We start from the raw sequence: 20197 nt of genomic DNA, 5'->3' as shown, positions 1-20197 counted from the left end.
CGATTACGCCTTCCCGCGCTCACGCACGGCCCCGCCATACGGGCGACAATAGGCGTTTTCCCGCTGCCGAGACCTGCCCGCTCATGTCCCGTACTTCGTTGACCCGCTTCCTGATCCAGGAACAGCACGCCGGCCGCATCAATGCCGACCTGCGCCAGCTGATCGCGGTCGTCGCCCGCGCCTGCACCAGCATCTCCATCGCCGTCAGCAAGGGCGCCCTCGGTGGCGTGCTCGGCGACGCCGGTACCGGCAACGTGCAGGGCGAAGCGCAGAAGAAGCTGGATGTGATCAGCAACGAGATCCTGCTCGAAGCCAACGCCTGGGGCGGCCATCTCGCCGCCTGCGCCTCCGAAGAAATGGACCACAGCCAGCCGGTGCCGGACATTTATCCGCGCGGTGATTTCCTGCTGCTGTTCGATCCCCTCGATGGCAGCTCCAACATCGACGTCAACGTCTCCGTCGGCACCATCTTCTCGGTGCTGCGCTGCCCGACCAACGTCGAACTGCCGGGCGATGATGCCTTCCTGCAGCCGGGCAGCAAGCAGATCGCCGCCGGCTACTGCATCTACGGGCCCAGCACCCAGCTGGTGCTGACCGTCGGCCACGGTACCCATGCCTTCACCCTGGACCGCGAGAAGGGCGAGTTCGTGCTGACCACCGAGAACATGCAGATTCCGGCGGCCACCCAGGAATTCGCCATCAACATGTCCAACCAGCGTCACTGGGAAGCGCCGATGCAGGCCTATGTCGGTGATCTGCTGGCGGGCAAGGAAGGCGCGCGCGGCAAGAACTTCAACATGCGCTGGATCGCCAGCATGGTCGCCGACGTGCATCGCATCCTGACCCGCGGCGGCATCTTCATCTACCCGTGGGACAAGAAGGATCCGTCCAAGGCCGGCAAGCTGCGCCTGATGTACGAAGCCAACCCGATGGGCCTGCTGGTCGAACAGGCCGGTGGCGCTGCCTGGACCGGCCGCGAGCGCATCCTCGACATCCAGCCCGACCAGCTGCACCAGCGCGTGCCGGTGTTCCTGGGTTCGCGCGAGGAAGTGGCTGAAGCCGTGCGCTACCACCACGCGCACGACGACGCGCAGGGCTGACGGCCTATCGCCTGACAGCGGTCATGGCAGTTCGATGACATGACCGTGGGGTGACACCGAGGGCGGCAAACGGCACCATCAAGCCGTTGCTGCCTAAGGAATGCACGCATGCACGAGCAGGGCCCGGTCGATTTCATCGAAGTCATCCACAACGCCGTCCCCAGCGAGGTCTGCGCGGCCATCGTTGAGCGCCTGCGCGCTACGCGTGGCCTGCAGCCCGGTGCGGTGGGCAGTGGCGTGTTCCCGGAACTCAAGCACAGCAAGGATCTGCGCATCAGTGGCCTGGACGGCTGGCAGGATGTCGATCAGCAGCTGCAGATCGCGGTGTTCAACGGCCTGCTGACTTATCTACGCCGTTATCCACAGGCGTTGATTGCGCCGCTGATGTTGCAGATCCAGGACAGCAACGGCCAACCGCGACGCCTGTCTGCCGAGGACTTCCCCGACATGCCGCAGCAGCAGCTGGCCGATCTGGCCCGCACCTGCCTGCGCCCGGGTGCGATCAACCTGCAGTGGTATGCGGCAGGCGAGGGCGGCTACCCGTACTGGCATTGCGAGCTGTACCCGAAGGATGCGCAGGCCGAGACCCTGCACCGGCACGTGCTGTGGACGCTGTACCTCAACGACGACTTCGAAGAGGGCGAAACCGAGTTCCTGTTCCAGGGGCGGAAGATCGCGCCGCGCACCGGCAGCCTGCTGATTGCGCCGACTGCGTTCACCCACACGCATCGTGGCAACCGGCCGCAGGGTGGGGACAAGTTCATCGCGACCAGCTGGATCCTGTTCCAGAGTGCGCAGAAGTTGTTTGGAGGGTAGAGTCGAGCTTGCTCGACTGCTTTTCCGTCTCCAGTCGAGCAAGCTCGACTCTACTCAGAACAACGACCCCTGCGGCGAATCCTTCTTCGGCGGCAGCGGCTTCTGGAACCGGCTGCAATCCAGCTTCGGCCAATGGCTGTTCTGCGCATTGAAGCCCAGACGTTTGCGCGCCAGCTTGAAGCGGTTGTTCAACAGATCGGCATACACGCCCTGGCCCCGCATGCGCGTGCCGAACTGGCTGTCGTAGTCCTTGCCGCCGCGCAGCTGCTGGATGGTACTCATCACATGTGCGGCGCGATCTGGATGATGGGTGTCCAGCCACTCGCGGAACAGCGGTGCCACTTCCAGCGGCAGGCGCAGCAGCACATAACCGGCGGTGCTGGCACCGGCATCGTGTGCAGCCTCCAGCACGGCTTCCAGTTCGCTGTCGTTGATCCACGGAATCACCGGCGCCACCATCACGCCCACCGGAATACCGGCTTCATGCAGGCGCTTCATCGCGCGCAGCCGCGCATGCGGTGCAGACGCGCGCGGCTCCAGCTTTGCGGAAAGATGCGGGTCCAGCGAGGTCACCGAGAAGTGCACGCTGACCAGGTTCTCCGCGGCCAGCGGCGCAAGCAGGTCGATATCGCGCTCGACCAGCGCGTTCTTGGTGATCAGCGAAAACGGATGCTTGGTTTCCAGCATGACTTCAATCAGCTGGCGGGTCAGTTTGAACTTGCGCTCGATCGGTTGGTACGCATCGGTGTTGATGCCCAGCGCGATCGGTTGCGGCACGTAGCCCGGTTTCGACAGTTCCTTGCGCAGCAGCTGGGGCGCATTGGTCTTGGCGAACAGCTTGGTTTCGAAATCCAGGCCCGGCGACAGGTTCAGATAGGCATGCGAGGGGCGTGCAAAGCAGTATGAGCATCCATGCTCGCAGCCGCGATACGGATTGACCGACTGGCTGAAGCCGACGTCCGGCGAGGTGTTGCGGGTGATGATGCTGCGCGCGGTTTCGGCACGCACTTCGGTACGCAGGCGCGGGGCAAGGAACTCCTCGCTCTCGTCGACCGCCCAGCCGTCGTCCACCGCCTCGCTGACAGTGCTTTCAAAGCGCCCGGCAAGGTGGGACGTGGAACCTCGGCCCTTGATCGCAATACCCATTGCGGCAGGGTACGTCGTGGTTGTCTCAATGGCTGCGACGGCCGCCTGAAGGGTTCAGCGCCACCCGTAGAGTCGAGCCGTGCTCGACTCCCACCCAGGGTGGCCCAAGACCGAAGTCGAGCAGGGCTCGACGCTACAGGGGAGGGATCAGAGCAGCGCCAGGTACCCGCGCACCGTGGCGTCCAGCCCGTCGTACAGCGCCTCACCGATCAGCGCGTGGCCGATCGACACCTCCAGCACGTCCGGCACGTTGGCCAGGAAATCGCGCAGGTTGTCCTGCGACAGATCGTGGCCGGCGTTCACGCCCAGGCCAACGGCCTGTGCACGGCGTGCGGCAGTGGCGAACAGCGCCAGCATCGCGTCAGCATCACCAGCCGCATGCGCCTCCGCATAGGGCCCGGTATACAGCTCGATGCGGTCCGCACCCACTTCGGCCGCCTGCTCCAGCAGCGGGTTGCCCGCATCGACGAACAGGCTGACCCGGCAACCCATCGCTTTCAGTTCGGCAATCAGCGGGCGCAGTCGTTCGGCATCCCGCTCGAAGTCGAAACCATGATCGGAGGTGATCTGGCCGTCGCTGTCAGGCACCAGGGTAGCCTGCGCCGGACGGGTCTGTGCACACAGCGGCAGCAGCCCCGGATAACCCTCGCGCGGCGGTGCGAACGGATTGCCTTCGATGTTGAACTCCACCCCACGCGCACGGGTCAGCGTGGACAGGGCCAGCACGTCCTCGGCGGTGATATGACGGCGGTCCGGTCGCGGATGCACGGTGATGCCATGCGCGCCGGCATCCAGGCAGGCCTGGGCGGCGCGTACCACGTCCGGTTCGGCACCACCGCGCGAATTGCGCAGGACGGCGATCTTGTTGACGTTGACGCTGAGCTGGGTCATGGAACGAAACTACTTGGAAAGAGGGGATGGATCGTGATCGTTGGGGTCGTCACCGCGGCGGGCCTGGGCCTGTTCGCGCAGGCGGCGCAGTTCTTCGGCATCGACCAGTGTGGACGGATCGCGCTGTGGATCACCGAAACGGGCCACGTAGCGGCCACGCACCCAGGCCAACAGGAAGGCGAGGGCGGCCAGCAGGCACAGGGTCATCAGCCCGGGGCTGGGGGTCTTCAGCGCGAAGGCGAAACAGCCCAGCGCCAGCAGCAGGTACAACCAGTACATAGTCGGGCTCCCCGGATGATCGGCGCAGTGTAGCGCTGCGTCAGAGCAGCGGCGAGGCCAGCCGGGCGAAGGCCTCGGGCAGGCGGTGCAGCCACAGCGAACGACCGGCCTGGTCGTGCACCCGCGTGGAACGGTCGAATTCGCCCTGCAGCAGTTCGGCCAGCGCAGCCACCCGGTCACGGTCGCTGATCATCATCGACAGCTCGAAGTTCAGCCGGAAGCTGCGGTGATCGAAGTTGGCACTGCCGACGATGCAGACGTCGTCATCGGCGATGAAGGCCTTGGTATGCAGCATGCGTGGGCCGTACTCGTAGATCTTCACCCCGGCATGCAGCAGCTCGTCGAAGTAGGAGCGGGCGGCCTGGGTGACGAACCAGGAATCGCTCATCTTCGGCACCAGCAGGCGCACGTCCAGCCCGCCCAGCGCGGCCGAGGTCAGTGCCATCCGCGCCGCTTCGCCCGGCACGAAGTAGGGCGTGACCAGCCAGACGCGCTCGTGCGCTTCCTGGATCGCCGCCACATGCAGGCGATGGATCGTTTCCCAGCCCGAGTCCGGGCCGGAGACCAGCACCTGGGCGTTGATCGCACCATCGCCGCGCAGCGGCATGTCGGCTGGCCACAGACGCGCGATGTCCATGCGCGAGGGATCCTGTCCACTGGCGTAGAGCCAGTCCTCGGCGAACACCAGCTGCAGGCTGCGCACCACGTGGCCGCGGATGCGCATGTGCAGGTCGCGGTAGGCATCCGCCCTGCGGCTTTCATCCTCGTCGTCGGTGATGTTGATGCCGCCGGTGAAGGCGAGGCGGCCGTCGACGATCACCAGCTTGCGGTGGGTACGCAGGTTCAACCACGGGCGCTTGAATGGCTTCAGCAGCTGCCGTGGGTGGAACCAGATCGCTTCGCCACCGGCGTCGAGCAGCGGCTGCAGGAAGCGGCGGGGCAGGGCCGACGAACCCACCGCGTCGAGCAGCAGGCGCACCTGCACGCCCGCGCGGGCGCGCTCGACCAGGGCGTCGCGCAGCGCGGTGCCGGCATGGTCCGGGTTGAAGATGTAGTACTCCAGGTGCACGTGATCGCGGGCCTGCGCGATGGCGTCCAGCAGGGCCGCGTAGGTTGCCGCGCCATCCACCAGCCAGGTGACTTCGGTGGCGCTGCTCGGCGCGAGCCCGGTCGTGGCCTGTGCGACCTTGGCCAGCTCGGTGCAGTCGGCGTCGGGTGGGCAGACATCGCTGTAGTGCTCCATGCCCGAGCGGGCACGGCCACGGCGCAGGCGCTGCCGCTTCACCTTCTGCGGGCCCAGCAGGTAGTAGATGAAGAGACCCAGGTAGGGCAGCAGCGCCAGCGACAGGATCCAGCTCAGCGTGGCCACCGGCTCGCGCTTCTGCAGCATGATCCAGCCCGCCAGCGCGAACAGGTACAGCAGATAGGCGACCGCCAGGATCGTGCCAAGGTGGGCGATGCCGTCGAGCCAGTGGCGCAGGGAGTCGAAGAGGGCGAGCATCCGCCGATCATAACGGTCCAGGCCGTCAGGCATAAAAAAGGTTCTTCTCCCATCTGAGGGGAGAGGCTCACGGCCGACCCGCTAGATTGTGGTTGTCGAGACTACAAACTGGGGCCGGCCGTGGCCAAGCTGGATTGTATGCCGTTGTTGGGGGACTGGGCGGGGTATCGCCTGGATGGTTGGAGACGCGAGGTTCGTCATGGGGTCTCGTGGCTGGTACTTTCGCTGCTTCCCGATGGACGCCGCAGGCACCGCTGCAGCGGCTGTTCCAAGTGGGTTACCTCCATCCACGACCATGTGATCCGGCGTATCCGTGATCTGCCTGTTTTCGATGAGCCGGTCGAGCTGGAGGTGCAGCGGCAGCGCGTGGCCTGCCCTCGTTGCGGGCCGAAGCTGGAGCATCTGGACTGGCTGGATCGGCACCGCCGGGTCACGCAACGACTCGCAAAGAGCGTTGCACAGATGTGTGCTACCACGTCGATCCATGCCACAGCCAGATGGCACGGACTGGACTGGAAAACCGTCAAGGCGCTTGATTTCAGGCACTTGCAGCAGACGTTGGGACCGGTGGACCTCTCCGGAATCCGTATTCTTGCAATGGACGAATTCGCGATCCAGAAGGGCCATCGCTACGCCACGGTGATAGTAGAGCCGTCCCGCAAACGAGTGCTATGGGTTGGGCGTGGTCGTAGCCGAGCGGATGTTCGCCCCTTTTTCGAGCTGTTGGGCCGGGAGGGCTGCGAACGTATCCAAGCGGTCGCCATGGACATGAATTCGGCATTCGACCTAGAAGTGAAAGCCCAATGCCCAAATGCCGAAGTGGTCTACGACCTGTTCCATGTGGTGGCCAAATACGGCCGGGAGGTCATCGACAGGGTCCGCGTGGATGAAGCCAACAGGCTGCGCCAGGACAAACCTGCTCGGCGTGTGGTGAAGACCTCTCGCTGGCTCTTGCTGCGCAACCGGCAGAATGTCCCGGCGGATCAACGAGTGAAGCTCAAGGAGCTGCTGGCTGCCAACAAGGCACTACTGACGGCCTATGTGCTGAAAGACGACTTGAAGCAGCTCTGGCGCTACCGCAGCCAGGCTTGGGCAGCAAAAGCGTGGAAGAGCTGGCGACAGCGCGCATTGCGTAGCCGCCTGGAGCCCCTGCGAACGTTTGTCCGTCGCCTACAGCCCTATCTGGCAGGCATTCTGGCTCATTGCCGGTGGCCCCTCGGAACGAATCTGGTCGAGGGGATCAACAACAAGATAAAGGTCATAAAGCGCGTCGCCTACGGATACCGGGACGACGCCTATTTCTTCCTCAAAATCCGAGCCGCCTTCCCCGGAGTTGGGTGAAGAACCATAAAAAAGACGCCCCTGTTTCCAGGGGCGTCTGCAGTCGCGTCATGACTGTTGTATTGCGGTGTAGCAGTTACTGCTGCACAAAACCGATCTTCTTCATCTGAGCGTTCTTCGCGGCAGCCAGAACCTTGGCCATCACGTCGTACTCGGAATCCGGGCTCGCATCGATGCGCAGTTCCGGCTGGTTGGTCGGGTCCTTCTGGACCTCGTTCTCCATCCGCTGCTGCAGCTCGCTCGCATTGATCGGGCTGTTGTTCCACGAGACCTGGTTGCTGGCGTCGATCTTGAGTTCGATCGGCGGCGGCGGTTCGACCAGCTGCGGCGGTGGGTTGAGCACGCGCTGCGGCAGGTCCACGGCGATCGGGTACGTCATGATCGGCGCGGTCACGATGAAGATGATCAGCAGAACCAGCATCACGTCCACGAGGGGCGTGACGTTGATGTCTGCCATGGGGCCTTTGCCACCACCACTACTGAATGCCATGGCTTACTGCCCCTTCTCTTTGGTCGCGACGAAGCCGACGTCCAGCATGCCCTGTTCCTGCGCGATCTTGGTCATCTCGTTGATGACACGCATCTTGGTGGTGCGGTCACCACGCAGGTTCAACGGCGGCTGCGGGGTCTGCTGGGCGGCGGTCGCCAAGCGCGACTCGAGAGTCTGCTTGTTGATTTCTTCGTCGTTCCAGTAGATCGAGCCATCTTCCTTGACTGCCAGGGTGATGGGGCCCTTGCGGTCGTTGGTGTCGTCCGGCTTCTGGACCAGGTTGGCCTCCGGCAGATCCACCTTGACCTTGTGGGACATCAGGGGCGCCGTGATGATGAAGATGATCAGCAGCACCAGCATCACGTCCACGAGGGGCGTAACGTTGATGTCGGCCATGGGGCCGCCGCTGTTACCACTACTGAAAGCCATAACGGGCTCCGTCTAGATCGTGTTGACTACGTTCTCGCTGGGTACAGCGCGTCGCAATTAGCGGACGCGCGAACCGGTGGCGAAGAAGTCGTGCAGGTCGTGCGCGAAGGTATCGAACTTGCTGATGGTCGCGCTGTTGATCTTGCTGAAGAAGTTGAAGGCGAACACGGCCGGGATCGCGACGAACAGACCGATCGCGGTCATGATCAGCGCTTCACCCACCGGGCCGGCAACGGCGTCGATCGAAGCGGAGCCGGTGGCACCGATCTTGATCAGCGCGCCGTAGATGCCCCACACGGTACCCAGCAGACCGACGAACGGAGCGGTCGCGCCGACGGTGGCCAGCAGGGTCATGCCCGACTGCAGCTTGTTGCTTTCGCGGGTCACGGCCTGACGCAGAGCGCGGTCGACGAACTCCGAACGGCTCAGGTTCTCACCCACGCCGCCGGTGGCGCCGCCTTCAGCGCGCTGGTGGTGGGCAGCCGCCTGGGCAGCGTCCAGGGCGATCTTGGAGAACGGCTCGGAAGCCGGCTGTTCTTCCATCGCACGGATGGCGTCCTGCGCGTTCGGGGTATCCCAGAACAGGCTGACGACGCGATCAGCGGCGCTCTTCAGGCGGGTGGCGCGGAAGATGTTGATGACGGTCCAGTACCAGGACATGGCCGACATGACGACCAGGGTCAGCAGCACGACCCAGGAAACCGCGAAATCACCCGGCTTGGTGGTCATTTCGTGGATCAGGTGCTCGAAGCCCATCTGCGACAGGGCGTTGGACGGATTGCCCCCGGCAGCAGCGGCGATGAAAATTTCCTGCAGCATGACGCTTACCTTTGTTGTGTGTGGTGATAAAGGGTGTAGCTAAGCTAAACAATCGAACTGGGAGCGGGGGTGGCCAGGCGGCCACCCGGACGCATCAGTTCAGCGCAAAGTTGACCGGGACGCGAACGCGACCTGCCGCCTTCTTACCGCCAGATTCAGCGGCGTTGAAGCGCCACTTGCGAGCTGCTTCCATCGCAGCACGGTCCAGGTCGCGGTTACGGCTGGACTTTTCCACCGTGACATTGGTGACGTTGCCGCTGGCATCGACATCAATGATCAGGATCACTTCGCCCTGGATACCCGCGCGGAAGGCTGCCGGCGGGTAGCGCGGCGGGTTCATGGCCTTCGACGAGATGTCCACGCTGGCCTCGATCGAGGTCGGCGGAGCCGGCGGCGACGGAGGCGACGGCGGGGTGACGATATCGCTCGGGCGCGGTTCCGGCACGTCCACGACCGGCGCCTGCGGCGGCGGCGGGACCGGCGACGGCTTCGGCGGCGACAGGTTCTTCACCGGCGGCGGCGGAGTATCCGTCGGCGGCGGCGGCGGCGGCGGCGGTGGCGGCGGCGGCGGGGCGTCGACGATCGTCACCATGACGTTGCGCTCCTTCTCAGCCACGGCCTTGGGAGCCACGGCGGGGATCAGGAGCATCATGAACGCGGCCAGATGCAGGGCAATTACAAACGCGATGCCGACGATGCGAGGCCAGCTCAGCCCCTTGTCATCGGGTTGTTCGTACCGGTGAACGACTAGTTGTTCCGTCATGCGCCAAGAGCTCAATAGTGGGGCCGGGATGCCGGGGGCGGAATCCCTGATCAGCGGTGCATGACACCGCAGGAACCTCCAAGCTTATACCAATCCTGAGCGCCTGCGCATCAACTGTGCAGGCATTCAGGCGTTATTCCTACTTACTTCAGGTTGATGATTTTTTTGGCATCAGCCTGGTTCTTCACACCCTTCGCCAGCGCCTGCTGGGCGGCCTGCTTGGCCTCCGGGATGCGACCTTCGGCATGCAGGACGCGTGCCAGGTTCAGGTAGGTCTCACCGTCCTTGGACAGCGGGGCAGCCTTCTGCCACGCATCGATCGCCTGCGGCACCTGGTCGGAGTAGTAGTAGGACTGGGCCAGCGCCAGGTAGACCTGGTAATCCGGCTTCAGGATGCCCTTCTGCAACCCTTCGTTGATGACCGCGATGACGTCCTTTTCCTTGTGTTCGGTGTTGGCATAGATCGAGTACAGCTGCTTGTACTCGCGCTCTTCGGTGAGCTGGCCGCTGCTGCGCAGCTTGTCCATCACCGCGGCAGCCTTCTCCATCTGATCGGCCTGCATGTACATGCTGGCCAGGTTCAGCTGGGCCTTCTTGTCGTTCGGGTTCTTGGCGGCCAGTGCTTCGGCTTCCTTCACCGCTTCACCGGACTGGCCGGCTTCGGAGAGGGCCGCCATCAGCAGCTGGTTCCAGTTGTCCTTCGGTTCGGTGGCACCGGCGATGGCCTGCTTCAGCACCGGGATCGCTTCCTGGTAGCGCTCCAGCTGGTACAGCGCCTGGCCCTTGGCGATCAGCTCTTCCGGCTTGGTCGACTTGCTCTCGGCGAAGTACTTGTCCAGGGTCGCCAGGCCTTCGGCGGTCTGGTCTTCCTGCAGCTGCAGCTGGCCCAGCATCAGCATCGACTGGAAGTGGCCGTTGTTGTCCAGGCCGTTGAACTGCAGGACCTGCTTCAGGTAGGCCACGGCAGCCGGGGTGTCGTCGGTCTGGTAGGCGGCCTGCGAGGCCAGCTGCGCGGCCAGCGACTTGTCGTACTCGTTCGCGGCGCTGTCAGCCAGGATCGCGTCGGCCTGCGTGCGCGTCTCCGGGAACTTTTCCTTGTTGTAGCTGTCGATCATCTTCTGCAGCTTGCTGCCCAGCTTGGCCGATGCCTTGACGGTCGGCTCCTCGCGGGTCGCGTTCGGGTACAGCGCTTCGGCCTTGGCCTGCTTGCCGCCGCGGTTGCCACGCTCGGAGGAACGCGAGGACTGCGCGAAGGCATCGGTGACCACGGCGCCGGTCAGGGCGGTCGCGACGAGGACGGAAAGCACAGCTTTGTGGTTACGGAAAATCATCGTTCACCTCGATCGAACCGCCGGATAGCGGCAAAGTCGGACTGTCAGAAAAATCTGAGCCGCCAAACGTATCAGAAACAGATGGCGTGAGAAATCGTTTTATGTGCTGCAATACAGCATAGAACTGCGCACTCATCCGCACTTTGGCCGCAGCCCGGCCGCCTGCGCCTGCTGATAGACCGGCGTCAGTCCCGGTGCATCGCGTCGCAGTTCCTGGATACGGTTGGCTGGATCGGGGTGGGTGGACAGCCATTGCGGGCTGCGGCCGCCACTGGCGGCCATCATGTTCTGCCACAGGTCGACCGCCTGCGCCGGGTTGAAACCGGCCTGGGCCATCAGTCGCTGGCCGATCACGTCGGCCTCGCTTTCCTGGGTGCGTGAACCGGGCAGCAGGAAGGCGGTCTGCGCGCCCATGCCCCCGAGCTGGTTGACGGTGCTGGCAGCGCCTTCTCCGTAGGCCGCGCCGGCCAGCGCACCGAGCACGGCCAGCCCGGTCTGCGCACCCATCTGCCGGGTGATGCGCTCTTCGTGGTGGCGGGCGATGACGTGGCCGATTTCATGGCCGATTACGGCAGCCAGCTGATCCTGGTTTTTGGCGACGGTGAAGATGCCGGTGTTCACGCCGACCTTGCCGCCGGGCAGGGCGAAGGCGTTGGGCTCCTTGTCGACGAACACGGCCGTCTCCCACCGTACGCCACGGTATTGAGGCGGCAGCTGCGCGACCAGGGCGTTGACCACGCACTGCACGTAACCGTTCTGGCGGCCGTCGGTGCTGATCTTTTCCTTCTGCTTGGTTTCGGCGAACGCCTGTGCGCCGAGCTGGTCCAGCTGCGCCTGCGACACCCCGCCCACCATCTGCCGACGGCCGGTAGGGGAGGTCGTGGTCGCGCAGGCGCTGACCAGGGTGGTGATGACAAGGGCCAGCAGCAGTTGTTTCATGGATCCACCCCCGTGTTCATATGCGCAGTGTGTAGCGTAGCGGCTTAATCTTTCGTCAAGCGGACACGGCGTTACGTTGCCCCGAAGAACACAAGCGCGGCAAGCGCCACGCCGTTGTTCAGCGCGTGCGCGGTGATCGCGGCCCAGAGCGTGCCGGTGCGCTGGTACAGCCAGCAGAACGCGGCACCCATGCCGCCATAGACCAGCCACAGCTGCGCGATCTCGGCCGGGCCGTTGGCACTGGTGCCAGGGATTTCATGGATCAGGGCGAAAGCAAGGCTGCTCAGTACCACGCCCAGCCACGGGCGCCCGGCCTTCCACAGGCGGCCAAACAGCACGCGGCGGAACAGCAGCTCCTCGTAGGCCGGTGCCAGTACCACCGCGAACAGCACCAGGAACAACGGGAAGCGCGCGATCGCACTCTGCATCAGCGCCAGATTGGTGGGAACCGGCTCGATGCCGAACTGCTTGGCCAGGAAGGCGATGCCATTGCTGCCGAGCACGATCAGGGTCGCCACCAGCAGGGTCCAGCCCCAGGTGGAGGGACGGCGCAGCGCCTGGCGCGACGCGTGGCGCTCGGCGGCATTGGCCGGCCGTCGCCAGAAGTACAGCAGCAGCGCGGCGCCGCCGGTGGCAAACAGCGCCATGAGAATCTGCGCAAGCGCGCCCGGCTGGCCCAGTGATGCCGCTACCGAACTGGCGTCGGGGGCGCCAGCGCCGGCCTGCGCGTTCGCGTAACCAACCACCACGCCACGGTACAGGCCCCATAGCAGGCCGCTGATCAGGCTCAGGCCGAACAGGGTGACAGCGGCGATACCCAGGTCGATGAAAAACCCCGCCAACGGCGAAACGGCACGCGGCGCGGCAGAAGCCGGCGGAACCGGGGGCGGAGCGGAAACCGGGGCGGATGCGGACATCAGGTACCTGCGTTCAAGAGTCGAAGGCCGGCGCGCCTCCCCGCGCACCGGCCGTGTCCCGATTGTGTCAGATATCCAGGTTTGCGACCTTCAGCGCGTTGTCTTCGATGAAGTCGCGACGCGGTTCGACGACATCGCCCATCAGCGTGCTGAAAATCTGGTCGGCAGCGACAGCATCTTCGATGCGCACCTGCAGCAGTCGACGGGTTTCCGGATTCACCGTGGTGTCCCACAACTGCTCCGGATTCATTTCACCCAGACCCTTGAATCGCTGGATCTGTCGGCCGCGCTTGGCCTCCTCGAGCAGCCAGTTCTGTGCCTTGGCAAAGCTGTCGACTTCGATCGACTTGGCACCGCGGGAAATGGTCGCGCCTTCGCGGACCAGACCGTGCAGCAGCTTCGATGCCTGGTGGATCGCGCGCAGTTCGCCGCTTTCGAAGGCCGACATCGGCAGCACCTGGATGTGCTGTTCGCCCATGTGGCGACGGGTCACCAGCACAGCGGCCGGGCGCTCATCGTTGGCGTCCTGCAGTTCCAGCGTGAAACGCGGGCTGCCCAGGCTGCCCTGGTTGAGACGCTTGGCCAGTGCATCCAGGCCCTCGCCTTCGCCGGCAGCGCGCAGGCTTTCCAGGTCCATCGGGACGAAGTCGACCAGCGCTTCAAGCAGGTTGCGGTCGTAGCGGTGTGCGTTGCGCTCGATCGAATCCAGCGCCGCCGCGTAGGCCAGCAGCAGCTTCTCCAGCGCCAGGCCTTCGATGCCGGGCTCGCCGGTGGCCGGCACCAGTGCAGCGTTTTCCACTGCGCTGCTGGCCAGGTAGCTGTCCAGCGCCGGGTCGTCCTTCAGGTACAGCTCCTGCTTGCCCTGCTTGATCTTGTACAGCGGCGGCAGGCCGATGTAGACGTAACCACGCTCGATCAGCTCCGGCATCTGACGGTAGAAGAACGTCAGCAGCAGGGTGCGGATGTGGGCGCCGTCGACGTCGGCGTCGGTCATGATGATGATCTTGTGGTAACGCAGCTTGTCCGGGTTGTACTCGTCACGGCCGATGCCGGTGCCCAGCGCGGTGATCAGCGTACCCACCTGGTCGGAGGACAGCATGCGATCGAAACGCGCGCGTTCCACGTTGAGAATCTTGCCGCGCAGCGGCAGCACCGCCTGGTTCTTGCGGTTGCGGCCCTGCTTGGCCGAACCACCTGCCGAGTCACCCTCGACGATGAACAGTTCGGACAGCGCCGGATCCTTTTCCTGGCAGTCGGCCAGCTTGCCCGGCAGGCCCGCGATGTCCAGCGCGCCCTTGCGGCGGGTCAGGTCGCGGGCCTTGCGCGCGGCTTCACGTGCACGTGCGGCATCGACGATCTTGCCGGCGATCGCCTTGGCTTCGTTCGGGTTTTCCTGCAGGAACTCTTCCAGCCGCGCACCGAAGGCGTTTTCCACCGCCGGGCGCACGTCGGAGCTGACCAGCTTTTCCTTGGTCTGGCTGGAGAAGCTCGGGTCCGGCACCTTCACCGACAGCACTGCGATCATGCCTTCGCGCATGTCATCGCCGGTCAGGTTGATCTTGGCCTGCTTGGCGATGCCGTTCTGCTCGATGTAGTTGTTGAGCACACGGGTCAGCGCACCGCGGAAACCGGCCAGGTGGGTACCGCCGTCCTTCTGCGGAATGTTGTTGGTGAAGCAGTACATCGTCTCCTGGTAGGAGTCGGTCCACTGCAGCGCCACGTCCACGACGATGCCGTTGTGCTCGCCGGTGACTGAAATGACGTTCGGGTGCAGCGGGGTCTTCAGCTGGGCCAGATGCTCCACGAAGCTGCGGATGCCGCCTTCGTAGTGGAAGTCATCGCGACGGCCGTCGCCACGCTCGTCGGCAAGGACGATCTTGACGCCGGAGTTCAGGAACGACAGCTCGCGCAGGCGGCGGGCCAGGATGTCGTAGTGGAATTCCACGTTGTCGTGGAAGGCGACGGTCGACGGCCAGAAGCGCACGGTGGTACCGCGCTTGGTGGTGGCTTCCAGCTTGGCCAGCGCAGTCACGGCTGCGCCGTTGCTGAATTCCTGCTGGTAGTGGGAGCCATTCTGGAACACGTCCACCAGCAGCTTCTGCGACAGCGCGTTGACCACGCTGACGCCGACGCCGTGCAGGCCGCCCGAAACCTTGTAGCTGTTGTCGTCGAACTTGCCGCCTGCGTGCAGGACGGTCATGACGACTTCGGCCGCAGACACTTCGCGACCGAGCTTGGCGCTCATCTGCTCGTGCTTGCCGGTCGGAATACCACGGCCGTTGTCGGACACCGAGACCGAGCCGTCGGCGTGGATCGTCACTGCAACGTGGTCGGCGTGGCCGGCCAACGCTTCGTCGATCGAGTTGTCGACGACCTCGAACACCATGTGGTGCAGACCGGTGCCGTCATGCACGTCGCCGATGTACATGCCGGGACGCTTGCGGACAGCCTCCAGGCCTTCCAGGGCGGTAATGCTGTTGGCGTCGTAATTGCCGTTGTTTGCCGGGGTGTTCTGTTCGTCGCTCATTGCGCTTGCCGTAGGCTCCGCAGGTCGGGCACCGCTTGGGGCGATGCGCCGAGAATGAAAGGATTCCAACCCGAATTATACCAGCCGGGGTCGAGCGGCCCTGGTGTGCCCACTATGGCACAGCCACGATCTGTGCATGTTCCACGTGGAACCGGGCGATGTGGGTCAGTTCCTGCAGCGCCGCCGGGGTTTCGGTGGCGGTGATGAAGATCTGTGCCGGCCCATTGAGCAGGCGCTCCAGTACCCGCGCCTGATGGGTGCGATCCAGCTCCGAGGCCAGATCGTCCAATGCGATCACCGGCCATTCGCCTCGCTGTTCCGCATAGTCCTCCGCCTGTGCCAACAGGCACGCCAACGCCGTCAGCTTGGCCTGGCCGCGGGACAGCGCATCACGACCTGGAATGCTGTGGAAATCCACACTCCAGTCCGCGCGGTGCGGGCCCACCGAGGTATACCCGGCCTGCCGGTCACGTTCCCGGGCCAGAAGCAGGGCATCGGCCAAGGGAAGCTCGTGCCGCCGCCAACCGGGGCTCAGCCCCAATCCCTGGATACCGAGCTGTGGAGCGAGGCTGGCGGCCAAGGCGACCGTGCGCTGCTGCAGACGCTCCAGGTAGTGCTGGCGGCGGCTGGTCAGTGGTTCTCCTGCCTCGGCCAGCTCGTGATCCCAGGTATCGAGCATCCGCGACGGCCCGCCCTGCTTGAGCAGGGCATTGCGCTGCTTCAGCGCCCGGGAGTAGCGACGCCACAGGGACAGAAAATCCGGTTCCACGTGGAACAAGCCCCAGTCGAGGAAGCGGCGGCGGGGTTCACCACCACCACTGACCAGTGCATGGCTCCCGGGCTCGAACGTCACCACGGCCAGCGCTGCGCAGAGATTACCCAGCTGTGCGACATCCTCGCCGTCCAGTCGCCCCTTCCAGTCCTGACCACTGTGGCGCAGGCCGGCTTTTCGGCGGTGGGGCGGGTGATGGGCACGCTGTTCGTCCCATTCCACGAAGATTTCCAGCGCTTCCTGGCCCTGGCGTACCAGACCGTCGCGCACCCGGCCACGGAAGCTGCGGCCATAGGCCATCAAGTGCAGGGCTTCGAGCACGCTGGTCTTGCCGGCACCGTTGTCGCCGGTCAGCAGGTTCAATCCCGGCTGGGGCGACAGGTCCACCGCACTGAAACGACGCAGTTGATGCAAGGCGAGGCGGCGGATCTGCATGGGGCGCGAAAGACCATCCGCACAAGGCGGTAGAGGGACAGGGAATCCATCAGCTTACTGCATCGGTCAAGCCAGCCGTGCCGCCCCAGACATCGCCACTGTGCTGAAGCCTCCGTCTGGCAACCCTACGCGTGTTCCACGTGGTGGCGCTCCCTCACCTGGGCTCGCCTGGGTCTGGATACGCCCGGGAATCCTTGAATTCTGAGCGGCGGCGCAGGGTACCGGCCCTCAGATTTCAGCGATTTCAGCCTCATTCCGCGAGCATCGCCAGGTGCCCCGACGGTGGTTTGCGCGAACACCGCGCAGATTTCTTGAAATCTACGATGCGATGCCCTGGAGGGTTCCACAGATTTCAAGGATTTCGAGCCCGCCGTTTCACACTGTCCACAGCAGGTCTGTATGACTTATACACAAGGTATGGGCAAACTGTGGATAAAAAAGCCCTTTTGCCCGACCTGCGAAACTATCCACAGGTTCCCCCCCAGCCTGAGGGGCCTCTATACAGGGGGTTTCAGGTGCATAAATCTCTTCAAAATCAACTAGATAATGCATTTCTCCACGAAATCTGGGCCTACCATCACCACCATGCTTTAGATTTATACCCAGATTTAGAAGCTAGGCCGGCCCCGATCCGACCCCAACGAGACCTGTGGACAGTGGCGTCTGCAGATGAAGCAACCGCAGCGTTGCGACCCACGATCTGCTTCACCCCTCCGGCAAGTTCGGGGAACGTGCATCAGGCTGAAGACCCAGAACGGCATACTCGATCGAGAGCGGCTGGACAGCGCCCAAGCTCACAACCTGGATTCCAATCGCTCAGCGCCGATTGCATCGGAAGGGCAGCCAGGATCAATCGGCAACCAGCGATCTCAAGGAAGCCATTCACCCACACCTGGAGATCCGCCCATCGCGATGCTCCACGTGGAACCTGCAAAAAAAAAACGCCCGGGAAGATCCCGGGCGTCGTTCGGTTCCACGTGGAACAGGCTGCCGTTAGAGACGCAGCGGCATCACCACATGGCGCGACTTCTCGCTGCTGGATTCACGCACCAGCGCCGAGGAGTTGGAGTCGCGCAGCTGGATGATGACTTCCTCGTCGCGCAGGGCAGACAGGGCATCCAGCAGGTAGTTCACGTTGAAGCCGATGGCCAGATCGCTGACCGTGGTGTCGGCTTCGATCTCTTCCTGGGCTTCTTCCTGTTCCGGGTTGTGCGCGCTGATCTTCAGGTTGCCCGGCGAGACTTCCACGCGGATGCCGCGGTACTTCTCGTTGGACAGGATCGCGGCACGCTGCAGCGAGGCACGCAGTGCTTCGCGATCAACCTTCACTTCGCGGTCGGCACCGATCGGAATCACCGCTTCGTAATCCGGGAAACGGCCGTCGATCAGCTTCGAGGTGAAGGTGACATCGTCGCGCTTGACGCGGACGTGGCTGCGGCCGACTTCCAGCTCGATCTCGCGATCGCCGCTCTCCAGCAGGCGCTGCAGTTCGGTCACGCCCTTGCGCGGCACGATGATCTGGCGCTTGGAACCACTGGGCTTGGCCAGATCGGTTTCACACAGCGCCAGGCGGTGGCCGTCGGTGGCGACGGTACGCAGCGCATCGCCGCGCAGATCGAACAGCAGACCGTTGAGGTAGTAGCGCACGTCCTGCTGGGCCATCGCGAACGCGGTGCGTTCGATCAGTTCCTTCAGGGTCGCTTCGCCGATGGCCACGCGCTCGGTGGCTTCCACTTCGTCAACCGACGGGAAGTCGTTGGAGGGCAGGGTGGCCAGGGTGAAGCGGCTGCGGCCGGCCTGCACGGTGATCTTGTCACCGGTCTGCGAGACCGTGATCCGGCTGCCGTCGGGCAGGGCGCGGATGATCTCGAACAGCTTGCGGGCGGGGATGGTGGTTTCGCCGTCCTGGGCATCTTCAACCGCGATCCGCGACACCATCTCCACTTCCAGGTCGGTACCGGTCAGCGACAGCTGGCCGTTCTGCACCTGGACCAGGAAATTGGCCAGAACCGGAAGGGTCTGGCGGCGTTCGACCACGTTGACGACCTGTGCCAACGGCTTGAGAAAGGCTTCGCGCTGCAGTGTGAAACGCATGTGGTTCCGTGCCCCTATGCTTTAAAAAATGTGGAATAAATCAAAAGCTTGGTGGTGCTGGTAGAGACAGAATCGCTGGAAAACAACGCTAAGTCTTTGTAAGTAAAAGAATTTCATGCCTCGAAACCCTCTGTATTACCGACCCCCAGGGGGTGGGGAAAGCTGTGGATAAATTCGACGCGATTTCAGACGCCATTTTTATCCACAACGTGTCCCGCGCTTGCTACCGGATTCTGCACCGTTTTGTGCGATGACGCCTCATCGGCATCCGTGCATCATTCGCTCAGCTTCCGGATCAGCTTGTCCCAGTCCTCGCGGAGCTTGCCGTCGGTTTCCATCAGGGTCCGGATCTGGCGGCAGGCATGCAGCACCGTGGTGTGGTCGCGACCGGCAAAGGCGTCGCCGATCTCGGGCAGGCTGTGCTCGGTCAGTTCCTTGGTCAGGGCCATGGCGACCTGGCGGGGGCGGGCCAGCGAGCGGGTCCGACGCTTCGACAGCAGATCCTTGATCTGCAGGCCGTAGTAGTCGGCAACGGTTTTCTGGATGTTGGGAATGCTGATCGCCTGCTGCTGGGCGCGCAGCAGGTCGCGCAGGGTTTCCTGGGCGAATTCGGTGGTGATCGCGCGGCCGGTGAAATTGGCGCGGGCGGTCAGGGTATTGAGCGCACCTTCGAGGTCGCGCACGTTGGAGCGCATCTTCTTGGCGATCAGGAACGCAACATCATCGGGAATCTCTGCACCGCGTTCGCGTGCCTTGGCCAGCACGATCGCGGCGCGGGTCTCGAAGTCCGGCGGTTCGATCGCGACCGACAGGCCCCAGGCAAGCCGCGACTTCAGGCGTGCTTCCAGGCCTTCGACCTCGCGCGGATAGCGGTCGCAGGTCAGGATGATCTGCTGCTTGCCATCGAACAACGCGTTGAAGGTGTGGAAGAACTCTTCCTGGGTGCGGTCCTTGCCGGCGAAGAACTGGATGTCATCGATCAGCAGCGCGTCCACCTGCTGGAACTGGCGCTTGAACTGATCCATGGTCTTTTCCTGCAGAGCCCGGATCATCGCGCTGAAGAACTGTTCCGAACGCAGGTACAGCACCTTCGCACCCGGATTGGCCTGGCGCATGGCATTGCCGGCGGCGAACATCAGGTGGGTCTTGCCCAGGCCCGTGCCTCCGTACAGCAGCAGCGGGTTGTGCGCGCGGTCGCCCGGCTTCTGCGCTGCCTGGAAGGCGGCGGCCAGGCCCAGCTGGTTGCTGCGGCCTTCGACGAAGTTGGCGAACGTGTAGTGATTGTCCAGGTTGCCGGCAAACGGCACCTGCGGTTCGCTGGACACATGCGCCGACGGCGTGGAAACCGGCGCGTTCTGCGCCTCCACGGGACGCGGGCGCGAGCCGATTTCAAGAAAAACGTCGCTGAAACCGGCGAAATGGGCCAGCAGTTCGCGGATCCGGGCCAGGTACAGCTCGCGGACCTGGTCGACGATGAAGGCATTCGGTGCATACAGCACCAGGCTGTCCACGCGCAGATCGGCCTGCAGCGGCTTCAACCAGGTATGAACGTCTTCCGGCGGGAACTCCGCTTCGAGGCGCTCGAGACTACGGGACCAAGCATCCAT

18 protein-coding genes are annotated in these 20197 nt (G+C 64.0%); 3 read left to right on the top strand and 15 right to left on the bottom strand.

Going from position 1 to position 20197, the window contains the following annotated elements; translation table 11 throughout:
* Nucleotides 1–83: 83 nt before the first annotated feature.
* Both ACZK45_RS00090 and ACZK45_RS00085 read left to right on the top strand, forming a co-directional pair.
* Nucleotides 84–1100: a class 1 fructose-bisphosphatase gene (locus ACZK45_RS00090; RefSeq protein WP_014035428.1), complete on the top strand. Its 1017-nt coding sequence runs from the start codon at nt 84–86 to the stop codon at nt 1098–1100.
* A 108-nt stretch (nt 1101–1208) separates the two neighbouring features.
* Complete coding sequence (locus ACZK45_RS00085) at nt 1209–1916, top strand: 2OG-Fe(II) oxygenase (RefSeq protein WP_065724008.1); 708 nt, start codon at nt 1209–1211, stop codon at nt 1914–1916.
* 54 nt (nt 1917–1970) lie between these two features.
* Here ACZK45_RS00085 and ACZK45_RS00080 read toward each other — a convergent pair whose 3' ends face one another.
* The 4 genes from ACZK45_RS00080 to cls all read right to left on the bottom strand — a co-directional run bounded on the left by ACZK45_RS00080 (nt 1971) and on the right by cls (nt 5733).
* On the bottom strand, nt 1971–3062 hold the full coding sequence (locus ACZK45_RS00080; RefSeq protein WP_478445256.1) for a PA0069 family radical SAM protein: 1092 nt from the start codon (nt 3060–3062) through the stop codon (nt 1971–1973).
* A 147-nt stretch (nt 3063–3209) separates the two neighbouring features.
* Entirely contained in the window at nt 3210–3953 is a 744-nt protein-coding gene (locus ACZK45_RS00075; RefSeq protein ID WP_121504965.1) for a pyridoxine 5'-phosphate synthase, read from the bottom strand.
* A 9-nt stretch (nt 3954–3962) separates the two neighbouring features.
* The gene (locus tag ACZK45_RS00070; RefSeq protein WP_032129280.1) at nt 3963–4232 is read right to left on the bottom strand and encodes a hypothetical protein; all 270 of its coding nucleotides are present in this window, start codon (nt 4230–4232) and stop codon (nt 3963–3965) included.
* A gap of 40 nt (nt 4233–4272) precedes the next feature.
* The gene (gene cls, locus ACZK45_RS00065) at nt 4273–5733 is read right to left on the bottom strand and encodes a cardiolipin synthase (protein WP_032129285.1); all 1461 of its coding nucleotides are present in this window, start codon (nt 5731–5733) and stop codon (nt 4273–4275) included.
* A 138-nt stretch (nt 5734–5871) separates the two neighbouring features.
* On the opposite strand from cls, the gene ACZK45_RS00060 reads away from it, so the two are divergent.
* Nucleotides 5872–7074 (top strand): ISL3 family transposase, encoded by a 1203-nt coding sequence (locus tag ACZK45_RS00060; RefSeq protein ID WP_478445906.1) that lies wholly within the window; start codon nt 5872–5874, stop codon nt 7072–7074.
* A 76-nt stretch (nt 7075–7150) separates the two neighbouring features.
* On the opposite strand, the gene ACZK45_RS00055 is transcribed toward ACZK45_RS00060, so the two are convergent.
* From ACZK45_RS00055 to dnaA, 11 genes are all read right to left on the bottom strand, one after another.
* Entirely contained in the window at nt 7151–7564 is a 414-nt protein-coding gene (locus ACZK45_RS00055; RefSeq protein ID WP_032129281.1) for an ExbD/TolR family protein, read from the bottom strand.
* A gap of 3 nt (nt 7565–7567) precedes the next feature.
* Nucleotides 7568–7993, bottom strand: a complete 426-nt coding sequence (locus ACZK45_RS00050) for an ExbD/TolR family protein (protein ID WP_012509603.1) — start codon at nt 7991–7993, stop codon at nt 7568–7570.
* Nucleotides 7994–8050: 57 nt separating this feature from the next.
* The gene (gene exbB / locus ACZK45_RS00045; protein WP_004132614.1) at nt 8051–8812 is read right to left on the bottom strand and encodes a TonB-system energizer ExbB; all 762 of its coding nucleotides are present in this window, start codon (nt 8810–8812) and stop codon (nt 8051–8053) included.
* A 94-nt stretch (nt 8813–8906) separates the two neighbouring features.
* Complete coding sequence (locus tag ACZK45_RS00040; RefSeq protein WP_049399022.1) at nt 8907–9575, bottom strand: energy transducer TonB; 669 nt, start codon at nt 9573–9575, stop codon at nt 8907–8909.
* Nucleotides 9576–9718: 143 nt separating this feature from the next.
* On the bottom strand, nt 9719–10906 hold the full coding sequence (locus tag ACZK45_RS00035; RefSeq protein ID WP_032128511.1) for a tetratricopeptide repeat protein: 1188 nt from the start codon (nt 10904–10906) through the stop codon (nt 9719–9721).
* A 132-nt stretch (nt 10907–11038) separates the two neighbouring features.
* The gene (locus ACZK45_RS00030) at nt 11039–11845 is read right to left on the bottom strand and encodes a M48 family metallopeptidase (protein ID WP_032128510.1); all 807 of its coding nucleotides are present in this window, start codon (nt 11843–11845) and stop codon (nt 11039–11041) included.
* Nucleotides 11846–11916: 71 nt separating this feature from the next.
* Nucleotides 11917–12762: a CPBP family intramembrane glutamic endopeptidase gene (locus tag ACZK45_RS00025; RefSeq protein WP_049399023.1), complete on the bottom strand. Its 846-nt coding sequence runs from the start codon at nt 12760–12762 to the stop codon at nt 11917–11919.
* A 67-nt stretch (nt 12763–12829) separates the two neighbouring features.
* On the bottom strand, nt 12830–15289 hold the full coding sequence (gene gyrB, locus ACZK45_RS00020) for a DNA topoisomerase (ATP-hydrolyzing) subunit B (protein ID WP_032128508.1): 2460 nt from the start codon (nt 15287–15289) through the stop codon (nt 12830–12832).
* A gap of 112 nt (nt 15290–15401) precedes the next feature.
* Nucleotides 15402–16496, bottom strand: coding sequence for a DNA replication/repair protein RecF (gene recF, locus ACZK45_RS00015; protein WP_121504964.1), 1095 nt, complete (start codon nt 16494–16496; stop codon nt 15402–15404).
* A gap of 993 nt (nt 16497–17489) precedes the next feature.
* Nucleotides 17490–18590, bottom strand: coding sequence for a DNA polymerase III subunit beta (gene dnaN / locus ACZK45_RS00010; RefSeq protein ID WP_005411731.1), 1101 nt, complete (start codon nt 18588–18590; stop codon nt 17490–17492).
* A gap of 275 nt (nt 18591–18865) precedes the next feature.
* A complete protein-coding gene (dnaA, locus tag ACZK45_RS00005) occupies nt 18866–20197 on the bottom strand; it encodes a chromosomal replication initiator protein DnaA (protein WP_005411730.1) in 1332 nt (443 codons plus the stop codon).

It is taken from the genome of Stenotrophomonas sp. 63632_Sma, from assembly GCF_056482875.1.
Note: the sequence above shows the minus strand (reverse complement) of the source record. Positions and strands in the feature narration are given on the sequence as shown.

Bases quoted from the DNA above. Each gene is read 5' to 3' on its own strand.
- ACZK45_RS00090 (WP_014035428.1), top strand. From the start codon at position 84: ATGTCCCGTACTTCGTTGACCCGCTTCCTGATCCAGGAACAGCACGCC.
- ACZK45_RS00085 (WP_065724008.1), top strand. From the start codon at position 1,209: ATGCACGAGCAGGGCCCGGTCGATTTCATCGAAGTCATCCACAACGCC.
- ACZK45_RS00080 (WP_478445256.1), bottom strand. From the start codon at position 3,062: ATGGGTATTGCGATCAAGGGCCGAGGTTCCACGTCCCACCTTGCCGGG.
- ACZK45_RS00075 (WP_121504965.1), bottom strand. From the start codon at position 3,953: ATGACCCAGCTCAGCGTCAACGTCAACAAGATCGCCGTCCTGCGCAAT.
- ACZK45_RS00070 (WP_032129280.1), bottom strand. From the start codon at position 4,232: ATGTACTGGTTGTACCTGCTGCTGGCGCTGGGCTGTTTCGCCTTCGCG.
- cls (WP_032129285.1), bottom strand. From the start codon at position 5,733: ATGCTCGCCCTCTTCGACTCCCTGCGCCACTGGCTCGACGGCATCGCC.
- ACZK45_RS00060 (WP_478445906.1), top strand. From the start codon at position 5,872: ATGCCGTTGTTGGGGGACTGGGCGGGGTATCGCCTGGATGGTTGGAGA.
- ACZK45_RS00055 (WP_032129281.1), bottom strand. From the start codon at position 7,564: ATGGCATTCAGTAGTGGTGGTGGCAAAGGCCCCATGGCAGACATCAAC.
- ACZK45_RS00050 (WP_012509603.1), bottom strand. From the start codon at position 7,993: ATGGCTTTCAGTAGTGGTAACAGCGGCGGCCCCATGGCCGACATCAAC.
- exbB (WP_004132614.1), bottom strand. From the start codon at position 8,812: ATGCTGCAGGAAATTTTCATCGCCGCTGCTGCCGGGGGCAATCCGTCC.
- ACZK45_RS00040 (WP_049399022.1), bottom strand. From the start codon at position 9,575: ATGACGGAACAACTAGTCGTTCACCGGTACGAACAACCCGATGACAAG.
- ACZK45_RS00035 (WP_032128511.1), bottom strand. From the start codon at position 10,906: ATGATTTTCCGTAACCACAAAGCTGTGCTTTCCGTCCTCGTCGCGACC.
- ACZK45_RS00030 (WP_032128510.1), bottom strand. From the start codon at position 11,845: ATGAAACAACTGCTGCTGGCCCTTGTCATCACCACCCTGGTCAGCGCC.
- ACZK45_RS00025 (WP_049399023.1), bottom strand. From the start codon at position 12,762: ATGTCCGCATCCGCCCCGGTTTCCGCTCCGCCCCCGGTTCCGCCGGCT.
- gyrB (WP_032128508.1), bottom strand. From the start codon at position 15,289: ATGAGCGACGAACAGAACACCCCGGCAAACAACGGCAATTACGACGCC.
- recF (WP_121504964.1), bottom strand. From the start codon at position 16,496: ATGCAGATCCGCCGCCTCGCCTTGCATCAACTGCGTCGTTTCAGTGCG.
- dnaN (WP_005411731.1), bottom strand. From the start codon at position 18,590: ATGCGTTTCACACTGCAGCGCGAAGCCTTTCTCAAGCCGTTGGCACAG.
- dnaA (WP_005411730.1), bottom strand. From the start codon at position 20,197: ATGGATGCTTGGTCCCGTAGTCTCGAGCGCCTCGAAGCGGAGTTCCCG.